Source organism: Bradyrhizobium sp. CB82, from assembly GCF_029714405.1.
Taxonomy (GTDB): Bacteria; Pseudomonadota; Alphaproteobacteria; order Rhizobiales; family Xanthobacteraceae; genus Bradyrhizobium.
This window is the reverse complement of sequence record NZ_CP121650.1, coordinates 1,722,469-1,736,741: the sequence shown is the minus strand read 5'-3', so window position 1 is coordinate 1,736,741 and position 14,273 is coordinate 1,722,469. Positions and strand designations below refer to the sequence as shown.

Here is a 14,273-nt window from a genome sequence, read left to right as displayed (position 1 = left end):
AGCTGTTGCGACCGTACCTTCGCGCCCACGCTCTCCTCTAATCATCGTCATCGTAATAAGGCCGTGGCGGAGGCATCGCGGCAGCGGGCGGCGGCACGTTGTTGTACCGCGGCGCGACCCGGCCGCGCGGCGGAGGTTGTCGCGGCTGCGCCCGGTTGTTGGTTTCGAACACGGCGCGGCATCCGCTCGAAAGTTGCGGGGTGTTCTGCCGTAGGCAGGCGACGATGCGGTTCACATCGGGAATCTGATCGCTGCACAGGCGCCAGACATCCGGCGTGCAGGCCATCTGTTGTTCCATGGTGCCGCGATATTCCTGGGCAGAGACGGCGCTCGTGGCGACCGTGCCGCCGATCGCAAGCGCCAAACCGAGCGCAATCGGCCCTGTTCGCATGTCCGGATCCTTCCCATTTTTCTCTCAAACGCTCCTCAATCAATGGGGCGTGCGAAGGTTCTGGACCAACAACAAAACGTGAAAGCGGGAACGGAACCTATTCCACCCCGGCAGCAAACGGCGCGATGGTGATGTTGCGCGAGGGATAGCCTTGCGCGAAGGCAGCGCGCGGCAGCGCTACTTGTGCAAGCGGCGCAAGCGCAGCAGTGCACAAGAGATCGCGGCGGCCCCCTCGCCGGTCTTTGTTGTTGCATACAGAGTAGCGCGGCGAGGCGGACGAACGAAGGCGTCTCCGTATCCCCTTCTGTGCATTTGGTGCCAAACGACGGCAACATTTACGAACTGTTATCCCTGCGCCTCGCCGTGCAGGAACGTCTCGCGCCACGCGCTGTTGGCATTCCGGGAGAACGCGGGATGAACAACCTTGGCAAGATCGATGTTGCGCTGGACGAGATGCTGGTCAATCTCGCCGGCATCTTGCTGCGGCTGGCAAAGCCGGATCTGACGCGAACACCGCAGGCGCGACGGGCACTGGTGCAGTCCGTCAATCAATATTCAGTCTGTGCCTCACGCTCGAGCGATCCGCGGGTTCAGGAGTTGAAGACGAAGCTGGAAGAGACGCTGAAGCCGGACCTGCGCGTAGTTGCGAGAGATGGGGCGGAGGTGCCACGGGCAACGGTGCAGTAGGGTGGGCAAAGCGAAGCGTGCCCACCATCATTCCTTCGCGCGCTTCTTCGTCTGCCGCTTGCATGTGCCCGGCAATTTCGCGGCGAGAAACTCGGCAAGCACTTCGACACGCGCGGGGCGCGGGCCGCCGGGCGGCGTGACGAGGTGCACGGCGCCTTCGGCCTGCTTCCAGTCCTTCAGGATCACCTCCACGTCGCCGGAGGCGATGGCGTCGCCGACGATGAACTCGGGCAGATCGGCAATGCCGAGCCCTGCGAGCAGTGCCGGCATCACAGCCTCGCCGTTGTTGACGCGCAGCTGGCCCGCAGGGCGGATGCTCGCCTGCTCGCCGGCCGCGTTGGTGTAGTGCCAGACGTTCGGCGTCGAGAGATAAGCGTAGCTGAAGCATTTGTGCTCGGCGAGATGCATCGGATGCGTCGGCCGGCCGTGACGCTTGAGGTAGGACGGCGCGGCGACCGTGTAGCGCGGCATGGTGAACAGCCGCCGCGCGATCAGCGAGGAATCCGGCAGCCGCGCAATGCGTAGCGCGGCGTCAAAGCCCTCGCCGATCAGATCGACGGTGGCATCGCTCAAATGCAGATCGACCGAAACCTCCGGATAGGTCTGGAAGAACTCCGGCAAGAGCGGCGCAACCGCCTTCACGCCGAAGGTCATCGGCACGGCGAGCCGCACCAGCCCGCGCGGCGCGACGGACTGCGCCAAAGCCTCGTTCTCGGCCGCCTCGCCATCGGCCAGCAAGCGCGTCGCCCGCTCCGCGAGCTTGTGCCCGGCATCAGTCAGCGCGAGCCGCCGCGAAGTGCGGTTGAACAGCCGCGCGCCGAGACGCTCCTCCAGCCGCGTCACCGCCTTGGAGACGGTCGCCTTCGACATCGCAAGCTCGCCGGCGGCGGCGGCAAAGGACCGTAATTCCACGACTTTTGCGAAGATGGCGAGCGCCTCGAAATCCGGGAGTTTTGCCATGAGGTGTGGCCCATCAGTGACGCTTACGGAAACAATGCGTTTCAATAGTTTCTATTTCTATACCACATCCGGAGACATATCCAAGGACCATCAGACATTCAGGGAATGGAGAAATCCGATGACCAAGAAACTCTCAGGCAAGGTTGCCCTCGTCACCGGCGGCTCGCGCGGCATCGGCGCCGCCTCCGCCCGCGCTCTCGCCGAGGAAGGTGCCGACGTCGCCATCAGCTACGTTGCTTCGCCCGACAAGGCCGACGCCGTTGTCGCCGAACTGAAGGCCAGGGGCGTGAAGGCGCGCGCCTTTAAGGCCGACCAGGCATCGGCCGCCGACGTCGAAAAGCTCGTCAAGGACGTCGCCAAGGAATTCGGTCGTCTCGACATCCTCGTCAACAATGCCGGCGTCGCCGCCGGCGGCGCCATCGACGATCCCAAGGCCGACACCGCGGCGCTGGCGCGCCTCGATGCCGTCAACGTGCACGGCGTGATCGCGGCGATCCGCAGCGCTTCGCAGTTGATGGGTGAAGGCGGCCGCATCGTCACCGTCGGCTCGATGCTCGCCGACCGCGCCTCGTTCCCCGGTCTTGCCGACTACGTCGCCACCAAGGCCGCGGTGGTCGGCTACACCAAGGGCGCAGCCCGCGATCTCGGTCCGCGCGGCATCACCGTCAACGTGGTGCAGCCCGGTTCGATCGACACCGACATGAACCCGAAGGATGGCGGCGAGTTCGCCGAAACCCAGCGCAAGCAGCATGCGCTGCAACGCTTCGGTCGGCCCGAGGAAGTCGCAGCCGGCGTCGTCTTCCTGGCGAGCCCGGAAGCCTCCTTCGTCACCGGCACCGTGCTCAACGTCGACGGCGGCTTTGGCGCCTGATCGGGCCCGCAGCAGTTCAAGCAAGGAATCATCACATGATCGAACTCAGACCTTTCGCAAAGCTCGGCGGCGCCGACCACGGTTGGCTCAAGGCCAAGCATCATTTTTCCTTCGCCAGCCATTTCGATCCCGACAACATGGGACACGGTGCCTTGCGTGTCTGGAACGACGACGAGATCGCGCCGGACTCCGGCTTTCCCGCTCATCCCCACGCCAACATGGAAATCATCACCTATGTGCGCGAGGGCGCGATCACCCATCAGGACAGCCTCGGCAACAAAGGCCGCACTGAAGCGGGCGACGTGCAGGTGATGAGTGCGGGAAGCGGCATCCGCCATTCCGAATACAATCTCGAGCCGACGAAGACGAAGATCTTCCAGATCTGGATCGAGCCTGTCGGGCGCGGCGGCCAGCCGACCTGGGGCTCAAAACCGTTTCCGAAGGCAAACCGCAACGGCAAGCTCGTCACCATCGCAAGCGGCTTTGCGGCCGACAAGGAGGCGCTGCCGATCCGCGCCAACGCGCGCGTGCTCGCGACAACGCTGAAGGCCGGCGAGAGCGCGGAATACGAGCCGCAGGCATCGCGGCACCTCTATCTCGTGCCGGCCACCGGCGCGGTCGAGGTCAACGGCGTGCGCGTCAATGCGCGCGACGGCGCCGCGATCAGCGATGAGGCCAGCCTCAGGATCACGGCACTCGAAGACTCAGAGCTCGTGCTGGTCGACGCGGCGTAACGACGGCCGGACTCACAGCGCCTCATGTCCGGGTTCTACCCGGGTGTCCATCTACATCGGAACAGCTTTCCTAACTCGACCCATCACACACGGAGACCATCATGGCTAAAGTTCTCGTTCTCTATTACTCCGCCTACGGCCACATCGAAGCGATGGCCAATGCCGTCGCCGAAGGCGCGCGCGAGGCAGGCGCGACCGTCGACATCAAGCGCGTGCCGGAGCTCGTGCCGGCCGAGGTCGCCAAGGCTTCCCACTACAAGCTCGACCAGGCCGCCCCAGTCGCCAAGGTCGATGATCTCGTGAACTACGACGCGATCATCGTCGGCACCGGCACCCGCTTCGGCCGGATGTCGTCGCAGATGGCGAACTTCCTGGACCAGGCCGGCGGCCTCTGGGCCAAGGGCGCGCTGCACGGCAAGGTCGGCGGCGCCTTCTCCTCGAGCGCGACCCAGCATGGCGGCCAGGAGACGACGCTGTTCTCGATCATCACCAACCTCCTGCACTTCGGCATGGTCGTTGTCGGCCTGAACTACGGTTTTGCCGGCCAGATGAAGCTGGACGAGGTGACCGGCGGCGCGCCCTACGGCGCCACCACGATCACGGGCGGTGACGGCAGCCGTCAGCCCAGCGCCAACGAGCTCGCCGGTGCGCGCTATCAAGGACGGGTGATCGCGGAGACCGCTAACAAGCTGCATGGCTGATGCGTTCGGGGCGGCATTCTCATTCGCGGATGCCGCCCCATCTGTTGGAGGCAGGAACGACAGGTCATGGCTTTCGAAATTCTCTTGATGGCGCAGATGATCCGCAAGCCCGTCCAGGCGCTGGCGCGGCGCTGGTATTGCCGCAGCCTGTTCCGCGCCTCACGCGGCCGGCTGCACTGCGCTGGATGCATAGGACAGTGAAGCGCGCTGATTAGCGCGCAGCCTTGTTAGCGCGCAGCCTTGCCCATCGCGCGGTTTGCAAGGGCGGCGACCCGCGGATGGCGGCGCACGCCCTGCGCTGCATGATCGCGCAACACATAGGGCACGCCGCGCCAGGACAGCGCGACGCTGACGTCGGTCAGCGGCAGCGGCACGGCGCCGAACCGGCGCTTGTAGTCGTGATTGCCGATGCTGAGATCGAAACGGCGCACGCCGACTTGATGCAGCCTTTCCATGGTTCGCTCGGTCACGAGCAGGCTCGGCGAGCAGGCCGACCACGGCCTGCCGGCGTTGCTGGTGCGCAGCAGATAATAGGTCGCGCCATATCTCAGGCCCAGCGAGGTCGCAATGATTCCCTCCTCGCACACCAGCGCAGAGACGATCGCATAGCCTTCGGCAACGCCCTGCCGGACCACGTCACGATAGAATTTTGCGTGGCTCTGGTCGCTGAGGACGAACTTGACCCCGAGCTGCTTCATGCGTTGCTGCTGCTGGATGTCCATCGCATCGAGCAACATCAGCGCATGGTCGACCTCGGTCGCGATCTCGAAACGCGCGCCGGCGTGACGGCTGAAGACGCGCCAGCAGCGCGGCAGTTGCATGCGCTTGATCGAGGTGCGGTAGTCCGAATAATCGTCGCTCGTGAGCACCAGATTGCCGTTGAGCGAGCAGGATCCGACGCGGCCGAGCGACACCAGCGGGTTCGGCTTGCCGCCCACATAGGCCGGCATCTTCTGCAGGCGCAACAGATCGAAGCGATCCGGCAACGCGCGCAAGCCATTGACCAGCGCATCGCCGATGGCGCGCGCGCCGGCCGCATCGCATGCGGCGTCGCGCGCCAGGATCGGCGCGTTGTTGTCGGACACGCCGAGATCGGCGAACTCGACGATGCGCACCCCGCCTTTGCTGCGGCTGATCATCGGCACCAGCGCGATGTCGCTGCCGGTCGCGGCATCCGAGATCGCAGCAATCAGCGGTGTAGCGTCGCGGAATGCGTCGTACCAGGCCGCGAGCCAGTCATCATGCTGGAATGCCGTGCGATGCCCCGCGCGCAGGCGCAATGCGGCCTGCTTCCAGTCGCGCACGAAATCGATCGCGATTCCTGACGCGCTGGTCACCCGACCGTCTAGTTGCTCGACGCTGAGGAACGCCATCCGCCCCGGGGCATACAGTTGCTGAACGTTTCCAGATCAATAACGTTTTGTCGCCAGCCACAAGTTACGTCGCTGCTTATCGTTAAGCCGATACCATTGCGCCTTACGCGCAGAACGGGTCTGTCCCGATCTGAGACGTGCGGCTCCGCCTGCGACAAGCTGTCGCCGGCTCAGGACCTCGGTTTATCCACGCACTGGAACCTGGCGAGAAAATGCAGGCCGGCGACCGCGAGTACGAACAAGAACCAGGTCGGATTCTGCCGGTCGAGCAGGAATGTCTCGGTCGTTCCGTAATACAGACCGAACAGCCAGATCGTCAGAAAGAGCTTTGCAAGAGCCCCGCTGCGACTGCCGCGCTGCGCCGCCTGGAAATTGTTGAGCGGGCTGAAGACGAAGATCAGGATGACGAGCAAAAGGCCGGGCAGGCCGATGGTGACGGCGAGATCGAGGTAGCTGTTGTGGCTATGCGCCGCGGTCACCGCCCATTCGGCACCTTTTGCAGTCTGCCGCTCGGTGACGTCATCCCAGAACGCCGCGTAGCCATGGCCGAGGATCGGCTTCTCCGCGACGGCAGCGAGCGCAAACTCCCAGATGTCGCTGCGGCCGGTGAAGGTTGGATCGACCGGGAGCGCCCGGGTGATCGCCGCGAGAGTGGGACTTGCCACGCTGCCGACGGTGAGCAGGTTCATCACGATCAGCGGTGCAAGGCAGATCAGCCGCTTCAGCCAGAGACTGCGGGTAAGGTAAACGAGCGACGCCAGCGCGTAGACGACGAGACACAGCACCGACGAGGTCTTGCCGCCGGTGAAGATCAGGAAAATGCCGGCAAGCGCCGCGATCACAGGCCCCATTACTAACGAGCCCATGGCGGTGAGATAGATGCCGAGATAGACTAGGCAGCTCATCACCGACGAAGCGACGTTCTTGTGCCCAAAATTGCCACGCCAGTCGCCGGCAAGCTGCGGCTCGGCGATATCGGCTGCGGTGTGGATTGAAAATTGCGGCGCAAGCACGACGCCGAGATAGCACAAGGCGAGCAGCACGAGGGCGGCGAGGGCGAGGCATCGATTGAAGCTCTTCTGCGTCGGCGGCAGCAGCGGCAGCAGGATGGCGAGCGCGGACGCGCTCGCCGTCAGCACGAAACGCTGTGCGGACACGCCGCGGCTCTCCGAGAAAACGATATTGATCAGCATCCAGCCGATGAAACAGAGATGCAACGGCGTCACGAGGGTCTTGAGCGACGGGGCGTCCTGCGCGAACGTCAGCAGCAGTGCAGCAGCGGCAAGCCCCGCAAAGGCGATATAGGAGAGCGCCATCCGGCCCGAGGCGGCGGTGGCGATGTCGGGATTGCGCAGGTCAGGGAACGGTTCCAGCGTCACCAGCACCAGGAGCAGCGCTGCGATGGCAACGACGCAGCGCGCGGCTTCGAGGACATCGAGCCCAGTGACGAATGCGCGCAGCCCCTGACCGAGCGGCCGGGCTCCCACGCCAATCATGTCAGCAGCACTGCGATCCATCGGTCAACCCTTAGCCGACCCATGCTAACCTTTCGTCAACCAGCAGGCTTGCCGGACACGCCACCGGTGGGCTGTTTAACGCTAATATGCAAAAGGCGGCTTTGAGCGGCCTTTGCTGCAAAGCTTTGACCCTTATCTGGCTATCATCGGAGGCGACCCCAGCCGCCATCACGCGGCACCCGGCCCGACATGGGCCTGGTTAACGATCCGTTAAAGCGCAGCTCCAGACGACGAGGCGTCAATTGATCACCGCCGGCGCCATCCTTGATCCACCGCCCGGCACGCCGTCGTCCACCGACAAGCGCGCCGACAGGATTGCGCGTTCGGCGAGCTTCGTCTCCATCATCATTCCCGCCAAGAACGCCGTTGCCTATATCCGCGAGACGATCGACAGCGCGCTCGCTCAAAGCGCGGATGTCGGGGAAGTCATCGTCATCGACGACGGCTCGAGCGACGATACCGCGGCGATCGTCCGATCCATCGGTGACAGCCGGGTGCACCTGATCACGAACGAGCGGGCAGGCGTCTCGGCCGCGCGAAATCTCGGCGCGCAGACGGCGCGCGGCACGTGGCTGTTGTTCCTCGACGCCGACGATCGTCTGCGCTCCGGCGCGGTGGCTACGCTGGTCGCGGCCGCGAAGGCCGCGCCCGACGCCGCTCTCGTTTATGGCGACTACGATCTGATTGACGGTGACGGACGGCCCATCGGCCGGCGCGGCCTCCTGCAAGGGCGCAAGAAGCCGTCAGGAAATGTGCTCGCGCGGCTCGCTCGCGGTAACTTCATCGTCAACGGCGGCATCATGCTGGTGCGCACCGTTGCGTTCCGGGCGGCGGGCGGTTTCGACGAGCGGCTCAGCTTGTGCGAGGACTGGCATTGCTGGTGCCGCCTGGCCGCGACCGGCGAATTCCAGTTCGTGCCCGTGCTGCTCCTCGACTATCGCGTCCACACCGCGAATACCATGAATGCAGCCGCGCGCTCGCCGCGCGATTTCTTTCCGGCGGTGGAGCGCGTCTTTGCCGACGAGTTGATCCTCGGCAAGCTCGCGCCGGAGAGCCGGCCGGGCTTGCGGCGGGCGGCCGAAATCCATCTCATCACCTATGCGGCGACCCAGGCGGTCCGCTTCGGCCATTATGGCGATGCCCTCCGCTATATGCGCATGGTCGGGCAACGGTCGCTCGCCGCGCTGCCGCGATCCTTCGCAAAGCTCGTTCTCGCCCGGCTTGGCATCTAGAGCGTATTGGCGTTGAGTTGAATCGTCATCGCGCTTTGGCCCCGTGTTTGCGCACGATTTCCGCGCAAACGCGTTCCGCGTTTGCGCGGAAATCGTGCTTCAGGCGTCAGCAGACGATCTTCGAGGCCTCATACGGCCGCTGCTCGATGCCAAACGCTGCGAGCGCGCTGCCGAACGCGACCATCACGGGATGCATCGCCACGACGGCTTTGGTCGTGAACGACAAGCGCGCCGCGCGGACCAGCGACAGCGGCAGTCTTCCCAGCATCGCCGCAAACACACGCGTCCGTGCCGTCGCGGTCTTTGCGGCCTTGAACTGCACCCGATAATTGATCGCTCCGATGCGCAGGCCACGTTTTGCGATCCACCCCAGGCTCGTGCGGCTTTGCGGCACCGTCTCGGTGATCACGGCTTCCGCGGTCCAGTGGAACGCCATGCCGGCATTCCGGCATCGCACGAAGAAATCGCAGTCGCCACCACCGAGAAAATTGAAACGGAGATCGAAAGCCGGACTGCCGAGCCGGTCGAACACCGAACGCGTGATCAGGCAGTTGCCACAGCCATAGATCAGCGGCACCGCGCCGGTGTAGTCGTAGGCCGGGCAGAAGGCGGGATGGCGCGCGAGCCAGGGCTTGCTGTCGTCGTCGAAAATCGGCAGCACCGGACCGCCGACGACATCGGCGCCGGTCGCTTCCGCGCTACGAATCATCAGCTCGAGCCAGTCGGGCGAGGCGATCTCATCGTCGTCGATCATCAGGAAACGGTTGGCTAGCGGAAACAACGCATGCGCGGTTTCGAACGCGGCGTTGATCGCCTGACAATTGCCCTGCCGCTTTTCGACCAGGCAGATGCCCTGAAGTTTTCCGGTAGCCAGGAATTCGGCTGCGATCGGCGCGCTCTCGCGCCGCGCAGCGTCGTTCTCCACCATGACCACGGCGAAGGAGCGCGCGGTGCGCTGGCCCGCCAGCGACTCAAGCGTCAGCCGCAAATGCTGAGGCCGGCGAAAGCAGGGAATGCACACGACGATGCCGAGGGACAGGTCGAGCACGCGCGAGCTAGCGGCGATCTCCCGGTTGGGATCGCGCACGGCATCGGTGATGCAACTCGTGGAGAGGTCGGTCGGGATCAAGTTCATGATATCGTTGAATGGCCGAGATGTGTTGAGAAACCCCTGCGCCGGGACGGCACAGCAAGGCTGGAGCGAAACACAGATGTCCCAATATGGCGCCGTCCCGCGGCACCTTGCGGCGTACCGGCCAACGCCACCACGCCGCCCGCAATTGCGCAAACCGCTGAATCTAGCCTCGCCTGCAAGCCAATCATCATCCACATCACCGCTTTTCACGCGATTTACCTCGCGAATTTGCGTCGAGGTGCTTCTGCAATATCCGATCCAGCGCGCCGCCGCAGTACGATGCGGACGATGCCGTAGTTAACGGCCCCTCGCATTAACCCAACCGTAAGCACCGTAACCGTTGGCACGGCGGCGGCATCGAATTTGCTCTTCGGGCGTGCGAGAGATTCCCTGTAATTTGAAACGAACCCGCGCGATTGAGGAACATGAATAAACAAGCCACGATCGATTTCGCGACTGCGATCCGCACTGATGCGAGCATCATCACTGCGCCGGCACACACCCAGGCACTGCTCGACCTCGTCTCGGGCGAGGCGCGCGACAGCCTGCTCGCCGTTCACGACGTCCTGCGCCGCGAGCTGCCACCGGGCGAGCTCGCGATCTACGAGGCCGGCGGCGGCTCCAGCAGCTTCCTGCCGCTGGAAATCCTCAACCGCGGCCACGTCACCGTCGTCGACATCGACGAAGACCAGATCCGCAACAACGACTACGCCCAGGAAGCGATCCTCGGCGACGTTCAAACCTACCGCTTCGAGCCGGAGAGCGTCGATCTTGTCATCTGCTACAACGTGATCGAGCATCTGCCTGACGCCGAGGCCGCGCTGAAGAATTTTTGCGAGGCGTTGAGGCGCGGCGGAATGATCCTGATCGGCGCGCCCAATCCACGCTCGCTGTCCGGCGTCGTCACCAAATATTCGCCGCACTGGTTCCACGTCTGGTTCTACCGCCACGTTCGCGGCATCAAGAATGCGGGCGAGCCCGGCGAGCCGCCGTTCCCGACCTTCTTCCATCCCCTGGTGACGCTGCCCAATCTCGAGGCGTTTGCCGCCGCGCTCGGGCTCGAGACGATCTACCGCCGCGAGGTCGAAAGCCCGCGCTATGCCGAAATGCGCAAGCGCAAGCCGCTGTTCGCGGCTCTCGTCGATGCCAGCGCAGCGGTGCTGAATTTCCTGCTTCCGCGCGGCACCGACGTGCGACGCGGCGACTATCACGTCATCCTGCGAAAACGCTGACAACCGTGACGACGGCGCACCTGCAATTCGAAGATGCGGGCCCTGCCCGCGACGCTGCGCCGTCGCACGCGCGCACGCTTCGGAGAGTGCGCGGTAACGAACCGTTAATCTCTGGCGGACTGCGGCTGTGGAAGCGTCACAACGACGCGCCGCGCCCTCGCATGCGCTTAAACGCTTTGTTTGCCATTTCGGTGAATAGTCCCTCAATGGGTATGGTTAATTTTCCCTGTTGCGTTTGTTCAGCGCCCATATCGGCGGCGCAGCGCGTAACCCGAAGACTAACCCTCAGCCTACGGCAGTTGGATTGAAAGCTGGGGATCATGCTTGACTATGACCAGCCGATAGAGCGATCGACGCGCGAGGTCAGGCAGCCAGCGCCATCGGCCGGCTTCAACGTGCTCGAGCTCGCCCGGCTGCTCTGGCAACGCAAGGGCGCGATCGCGGCCGCCGGTCTGATCGGAGCGAGCCTCGCCGTCGCCGTCGGCAAGAGCCTGACGCCCCGCTACACCGCAACCGCTCAGCTCTATGTCGATCCGCGCGAGCTGCAGCTCGTCGATCGCGAGCTGACGCCGCGCGCGCAGGACGTTTCCGGCATGTCCATGGTGGTGGAGAGCCAGGCGCGCTTGATCACCTCCAACAGCGTCCTCCTCCAGGTCATCCAGCAGGCCAATCTCGAGCAGGACCCCGAATTCGGCGGCAGCGACGGCAGGAGCCTGATGTCGTCGTTGCTTGGCCTGATCGGTCTACAGGGCCGTGCTCCTTCCGCGGACGAAAGGAAGGAAGTTCAGCTTGGCGCGCTGGAAGCGCTGAACCGGCACATCACGATCCGCAAGACCGAGAAGAGCTTCATCGTCGACGTCGAGGTCTGGTCGACCGATCCGGCGAAGGCGGCGATGCTCGCCAATACGCTGACCAACGTCTATCTGGCGGAGTCGCGCAACTCGCAGGCCTTGGCGGCGCGGCGCGCCACCAACGACCTGTCCGGCCGGCTGAAGGAACTGCGCGAGCGGCTGCGCACGGCCGAAACCGCGCTTGCGACCTACAAGGCCCAGAACAATTTCGTCGGCACCCAGGACACGCTGATCAGCGACCAGCAGCTTTCCGCCAGCAATCAGCGGCTTGCCGCGGCTCGCGCCGCGACGCTGGACGCACAGGCGCGGTACGATCAGATCGAGGCGAGCCGGCGCACCGCGACCGATGCCGGCGCCATTCCGGAAGCGCTGCAATCGCCGACCATCGCGAACTTGCGCGCGCAATATGCCGATGCGCGCAAGAAATACGCGGAGCAGACCGCCGAGCTCGGGCCGCGCCATCCGGCGCTGCGCCAGACCGAGAAGCAGGTCGAGGATCTCAAGCGCACCATCAACGAGGAAATCGACCGCTACGCCCAGGCCGCCAAGAACGACCTGACACGCGCGCGGGACTACGAGGCGTCGCTGAACAGGGCGCTGGAAACGCAGAAGCGACAGAGCGTGCAGCTCAGCCAGGCCGCGGTGCGCCTGCGCGAACTCGAGCGCGAGGCCGAGGCCAGCCGCGACGTCTATCAATCCTTCCTGAAGCGCTCGCGCGAGACGGAGGAGCAGGAAAGCCTGAACACATCGGCTGCCCGCGTGATCGGCGAGGCCACGGTGCCGCAGCGGCGCTCGTTCCCGCCGGCCATGAGCCTGTTCGCCATGATCGGCTTCTTGTTTGGCGCGCTCGCCGCCGCCGGCTGGTTCGTCGCCGCCAGGCAATTGTCCGCCGGCGCAATGGAGCCCGAGCCGACCCGCCGCGAGCGCACGACAGTTCCGGAGGCTGCAACAGCTTCGCCCGACAATGCGGCCGTGCCACAGGCGCCGCCGCTGACGCTGGTCGAAAAGCCGCTGATCGCACGCCTCCAGGAAGCCGACGTCATGCGTACGCTCGGTGCCATCCTCGCTGTCGACAACACGGTCGATCTCACCCGGCTGGGCTGGCCGACGCTCCATCCCGGATTTCCGTTGACGACGCTGATCAACGCGATGCGCGATATGCGCGCTGCTGCGACGCGGCATGCGGCAGGCAAGACCATGCCGGTGATTGCGATCGTCGGCGCCGGCGCCACGGCCGACCGCAGCGTCGCCGCGTTGAACTTCGCGCTCGCCGCCGCTCGCGACGGCACGCGCGTGCTGATGATTGACACCGACCACCAGGAGCGCAGGCTCTCCGGCAAGATCGACCGCCCCCGCAAGAGCGAGCCGGGCCGGTTCGGCTGGCTCTCGATCGGCAACAAAGCCTCACGCGAGATCAAGACCGCGAACGGCATTTCGGTGCTGCCCGTCACTGGCGGCGATGCCGGCAAGGCCACTGATGCCATCCGCAAGGCGGTGGCACGGACACGTTCCGCAGGCGGCACCGATCTCGTGATTCTCGATGGGCCGGCGATGCCGCTGACCGCCGACCGCAAGCTGCTCGACGCAGCCGACGCCCTGGTGGCCGTGCTGCCCATCCACCTCGACATCAACGACGCCATGGAAGACATCCTCACCGCGCTCGGCGGAGCCGAACGCAAGCTCGTCGGCGTCATCCTCAACGAGCTCTATCCCGCGACCCCATCGCGCCAGCGAGGCAAACAATATGCTTGAGCGCCGCGTCAATCTGGTCGGACGCACCGCGACCGCCGACGTGCCCCGTATCACGGTGGGCGGACTTCGCATGGCCGCGCTCGACCTGGAAGCGACGGCCGATTTCATGATCGCGGCGACCGACCCGCGTCATCGCGTCGGCCGCCCGCTCTATCTGACCTCCGCCAACGGCGAAGTTCTGGCACGCTGCTCGACCGAGCCGCAGACCGAGCGCCTGTTCCGCTCCGCCGATCTGATCAATGCCGATGGCCAGCCGCTGGTTGCCGCCTCAAGGCTGCAATCATGGTTCCCGCTGCCCGAGCGCGTCGCGACCACCGACCTCTTCCATGTCGTCGCCCGCAAGGCCGAAGCCGCGGGCCGGACGTTCTACATGCTGGGTGCCAGCGAGGCCGAGAACACCGCCGCCGTCGCCAAGGTTCAGAGGATGTATCCGGATCTCAAAATTGTCGGACACAGCCATGGCTATCTGCGCGGCGATGCGCTGCGAGCCAAGGTCGACGAGATCAACGCGCTCGCGCCCGATTATCTCTGGGTCGCGCTCGGCGTTCCCTTCGAACAAACCTTCGTCGAGGAGTACACGCCACATCTCACCAATGTCGGCGTCATCAAGACCGCCGGCGGCCTGTTCAACTTCCTGTCCGGCAGCCGGAGCCGCGCGCCGAAATGGATGCAGACGATCGGACTGGAATGGGCCTGGCGCACACTGCTCGAGCCGCGTCGCCTGTTCTGGCGCTATCTGACCACCAATCCCCGCGCACTCTACCTCCTGTTCAGCCGCAAGCAGCCGTTCAATCGCTAGCGTGGCGGCACGGCGCGGCTTCTGCTAATCTCGGGTTA

Annotated in this window: 14 protein-coding genes; 9 read left to right on the top strand and 5 right to left on the bottom strand. The window is 64.8% G+C overall.

Features of this window, described 5'->3' with window-relative positions:
• Positions 1–37 precede the first annotated feature (37 nt).
• A complete protein-coding gene (locus QA640_RS08295) occupies positions 38–391 on the bottom strand; it encodes a hypothetical protein (protein ID WP_283040219.1) in 354 nt (117 codons plus the stop codon).
• Positions 392–805: 414 nt separating this feature from the next.
• On the opposite strand from QA640_RS08295, the gene QA640_RS08290 reads away from it, so the two are divergent.
• Entirely contained in the window at positions 806–1,078 is a 273-nt protein-coding gene (locus tag QA640_RS08290; RefSeq protein WP_283040218.1) for a hypothetical protein, read from the top strand.
• A 27-nt stretch (positions 1,079–1,105) separates the two neighbouring features.
• Here the strand turns inward: QA640_RS08290 and QA640_RS08285 are convergent, their stop codons facing one another.
• Positions 1,106–2,038 carry a LysR family transcriptional regulator gene (locus QA640_RS08285; protein ID WP_283040217.1) on the bottom strand — a complete coding sequence of 311 codons (933 nt, stop codon included), beginning with the start codon at positions 2,036–2,038 and terminating at the stop codon, positions 1,106–1,108.
• Between the two features lie 118 nt (positions 2,039–2,156).
• Here QA640_RS08285 and QA640_RS08280 point away from each other — a divergent pair, with 118 nt between their 5' ends.
• The 4 genes from QA640_RS08280 (at position 2,157) to QA640_RS08265 (ending at position 4,545) form a co-directional block, all read left to right on the top strand.
• Positions 2,157–2,909 carry a 3-oxoacyl-ACP reductase family protein gene (locus QA640_RS08280; protein ID WP_283040216.1) on the top strand — a complete coding sequence of 251 codons (753 nt, stop codon included), beginning with the start codon at positions 2,157–2,159 and terminating at the stop codon, positions 2,907–2,909.
• 35 nt (positions 2,910–2,944) lie between these two features.
• Positions 2,945–3,643 carry a pirin family protein gene (locus QA640_RS08275; RefSeq protein ID WP_283040215.1) on the top strand — a complete coding sequence of 233 codons (699 nt, stop codon included), beginning with the start codon at positions 2,945–2,947 and terminating at the stop codon, positions 3,641–3,643.
• Between the two features lie 101 nt (positions 3,644–3,744).
• A complete protein-coding gene (wrbA, locus tag QA640_RS08270; RefSeq protein ID WP_283040214.1) occupies positions 3,745–4,344 on the top strand; it encodes an NAD(P)H:quinone oxidoreductase in 600 nt (199 codons plus the stop codon).
• 66 nt (positions 4,345–4,410) lie between these two features.
• Positions 4,411–4,545 (top strand): hypothetical protein, encoded by a 135-nt coding sequence (locus tag QA640_RS08265; protein ID WP_283040213.1) that lies wholly within the window; start codon positions 4,411–4,413, stop codon positions 4,543–4,545.
• 26 nt (positions 4,546–4,571) lie between these two features.
• Here the strand turns inward: QA640_RS08265 and QA640_RS08260 are convergent, their stop codons facing one another.
• Positions 4,572–5,717 carry a GNAT family N-acetyltransferase gene (locus QA640_RS08260; protein ID WP_283040212.1) on the bottom strand — a complete coding sequence of 382 codons (1,146 nt, stop codon included), beginning with the start codon at positions 5,715–5,717 and terminating at the stop codon, positions 4,572–4,574.
• Positions 5,718–5,887: 170 nt separating this feature from the next.
• Positions 5,888–7,234, bottom strand: a complete 1,347-nt coding sequence (locus QA640_RS08255; protein WP_283040211.1) for an O-antigen ligase — start codon at positions 7,232–7,234, stop codon at positions 5,888–5,890.
• Positions 7,235–7,548: 314 nt separating this feature from the next.
• Between QA640_RS08255 and QA640_RS08250 the strand changes: the two genes are divergently transcribed.
• Positions 7,549–8,466: a glycosyltransferase gene (locus tag QA640_RS08250; RefSeq protein WP_283042747.1), complete on the top strand. Its 918-nt coding sequence runs from the start codon at positions 7,549–7,551 to the stop codon at positions 8,464–8,466.
• Positions 8,467–8,572: 106 nt separating this feature from the next.
• Here QA640_RS08250 and QA640_RS08245 read toward each other — a convergent pair whose 3' ends face one another.
• Positions 8,573–9,601: a glycosyltransferase family 2 protein gene (locus QA640_RS08245; protein WP_283040210.1), complete on the bottom strand. Its 1,029-nt coding sequence runs from the start codon at positions 9,599–9,601 to the stop codon at positions 8,573–8,575.
• 425 nt (positions 9,602–10,026) lie between these two features.
• On the opposite strand from QA640_RS08245, the gene QA640_RS08240 reads away from it, so the two are divergent.
• The 3 genes from QA640_RS08240 to QA640_RS08230 all read left to right on the top strand — a co-directional run bounded on the left by QA640_RS08240 (position 10,027) and on the right by QA640_RS08230 (position 14,235).
• A complete protein-coding gene (locus tag QA640_RS08240; protein WP_283040209.1) occupies positions 10,027–10,833 on the top strand; it encodes a class I SAM-dependent methyltransferase in 807 nt (268 codons plus the stop codon).
• A gap of 320 nt (positions 10,834–11,153) precedes the next feature.
• Positions 11,154–13,436 carry a GumC family protein gene (locus tag QA640_RS08235; RefSeq protein ID WP_283040208.1) on the top strand — a complete coding sequence of 761 codons (2,283 nt, stop codon included), beginning with the start codon at positions 11,154–11,156 and terminating at the stop codon, positions 13,434–13,436.
• On the top strand, positions 13,429–14,235 hold the full coding sequence (locus QA640_RS08230; RefSeq protein WP_283040207.1) for a WecB/TagA/CpsF family glycosyltransferase: 807 nt from the start codon (positions 13,429–13,431) through the stop codon (positions 14,233–14,235). The genes QA640_RS08235 and QA640_RS08230 overlap by 8 nt, the downstream gene beginning before the upstream one ends.
• Positions 14,236–14,273 lie beyond the last annotated feature (38 nt).

Bases quoted from the DNA above. Each gene is read 5' to 3' on its own strand.
- QA640_RS08255 (WP_283040211.1), bottom strand. From the start codon at position 7,234: ATGGATCGCAGTGCTGCTGACATGATTGGCGTGGGAGCCCGGCCGCTC.
- QA640_RS08295 (WP_283040219.1), bottom strand. From the start codon at position 391: ATGCGAACAGGGCCGATTGCGCTCGGTTTGGCGCTTGCGATCGGCGGC.
- QA640_RS08280 (WP_283040216.1), top strand. From the start codon at position 2,157: ATGACCAAGAAACTCTCAGGCAAGGTTGCCCTCGTCACCGGCGGCTCG.
- QA640_RS08275 (WP_283040215.1), top strand. From the start codon at position 2,945: ATGATCGAACTCAGACCTTTCGCAAAGCTCGGCGGCGCCGACCACGGT.
- wrbA (WP_283040214.1), top strand. From the start codon at position 3,745: ATGGCTAAAGTTCTCGTTCTCTATTACTCCGCCTACGGCCACATCGAA.
- QA640_RS08260 (WP_283040212.1), bottom strand. From the start codon at position 5,717: ATGGCGTTCCTCAGCGTCGAGCAACTAGACGGTCGGGTGACCAGCGCG.
- QA640_RS08290 (WP_283040218.1), top strand. From the start codon at position 806: ATGAACAACCTTGGCAAGATCGATGTTGCGCTGGACGAGATGCTGGTC.
- QA640_RS08265 (WP_283040213.1), top strand. From the start codon at position 4,411: ATGGCTTTCGAAATTCTCTTGATGGCGCAGATGATCCGCAAGCCCGTC.
- QA640_RS08240 (WP_283040209.1), top strand. From the start codon at position 10,027: ATGAATAAACAAGCCACGATCGATTTCGCGACTGCGATCCGCACTGAT.
- QA640_RS08285 (WP_283040217.1), bottom strand. From the start codon at position 2,038: ATGGCAAAACTCCCGGATTTCGAGGCGCTCGCCATCTTCGCAAAAGTC.
- QA640_RS08235 (WP_283040208.1), top strand. From the start codon at position 11,154: ATGCTTGACTATGACCAGCCGATAGAGCGATCGACGCGCGAGGTCAGG.
- QA640_RS08245 (WP_283040210.1), bottom strand. From the start codon at position 9,601: ATGAACTTGATCCCGACCGACCTCTCCACGAGTTGCATCACCGATGCC.
- QA640_RS08230 (WP_283040207.1), top strand. From the start codon at position 13,429: ATGCTTGAGCGCCGCGTCAATCTGGTCGGACGCACCGCGACCGCCGAC.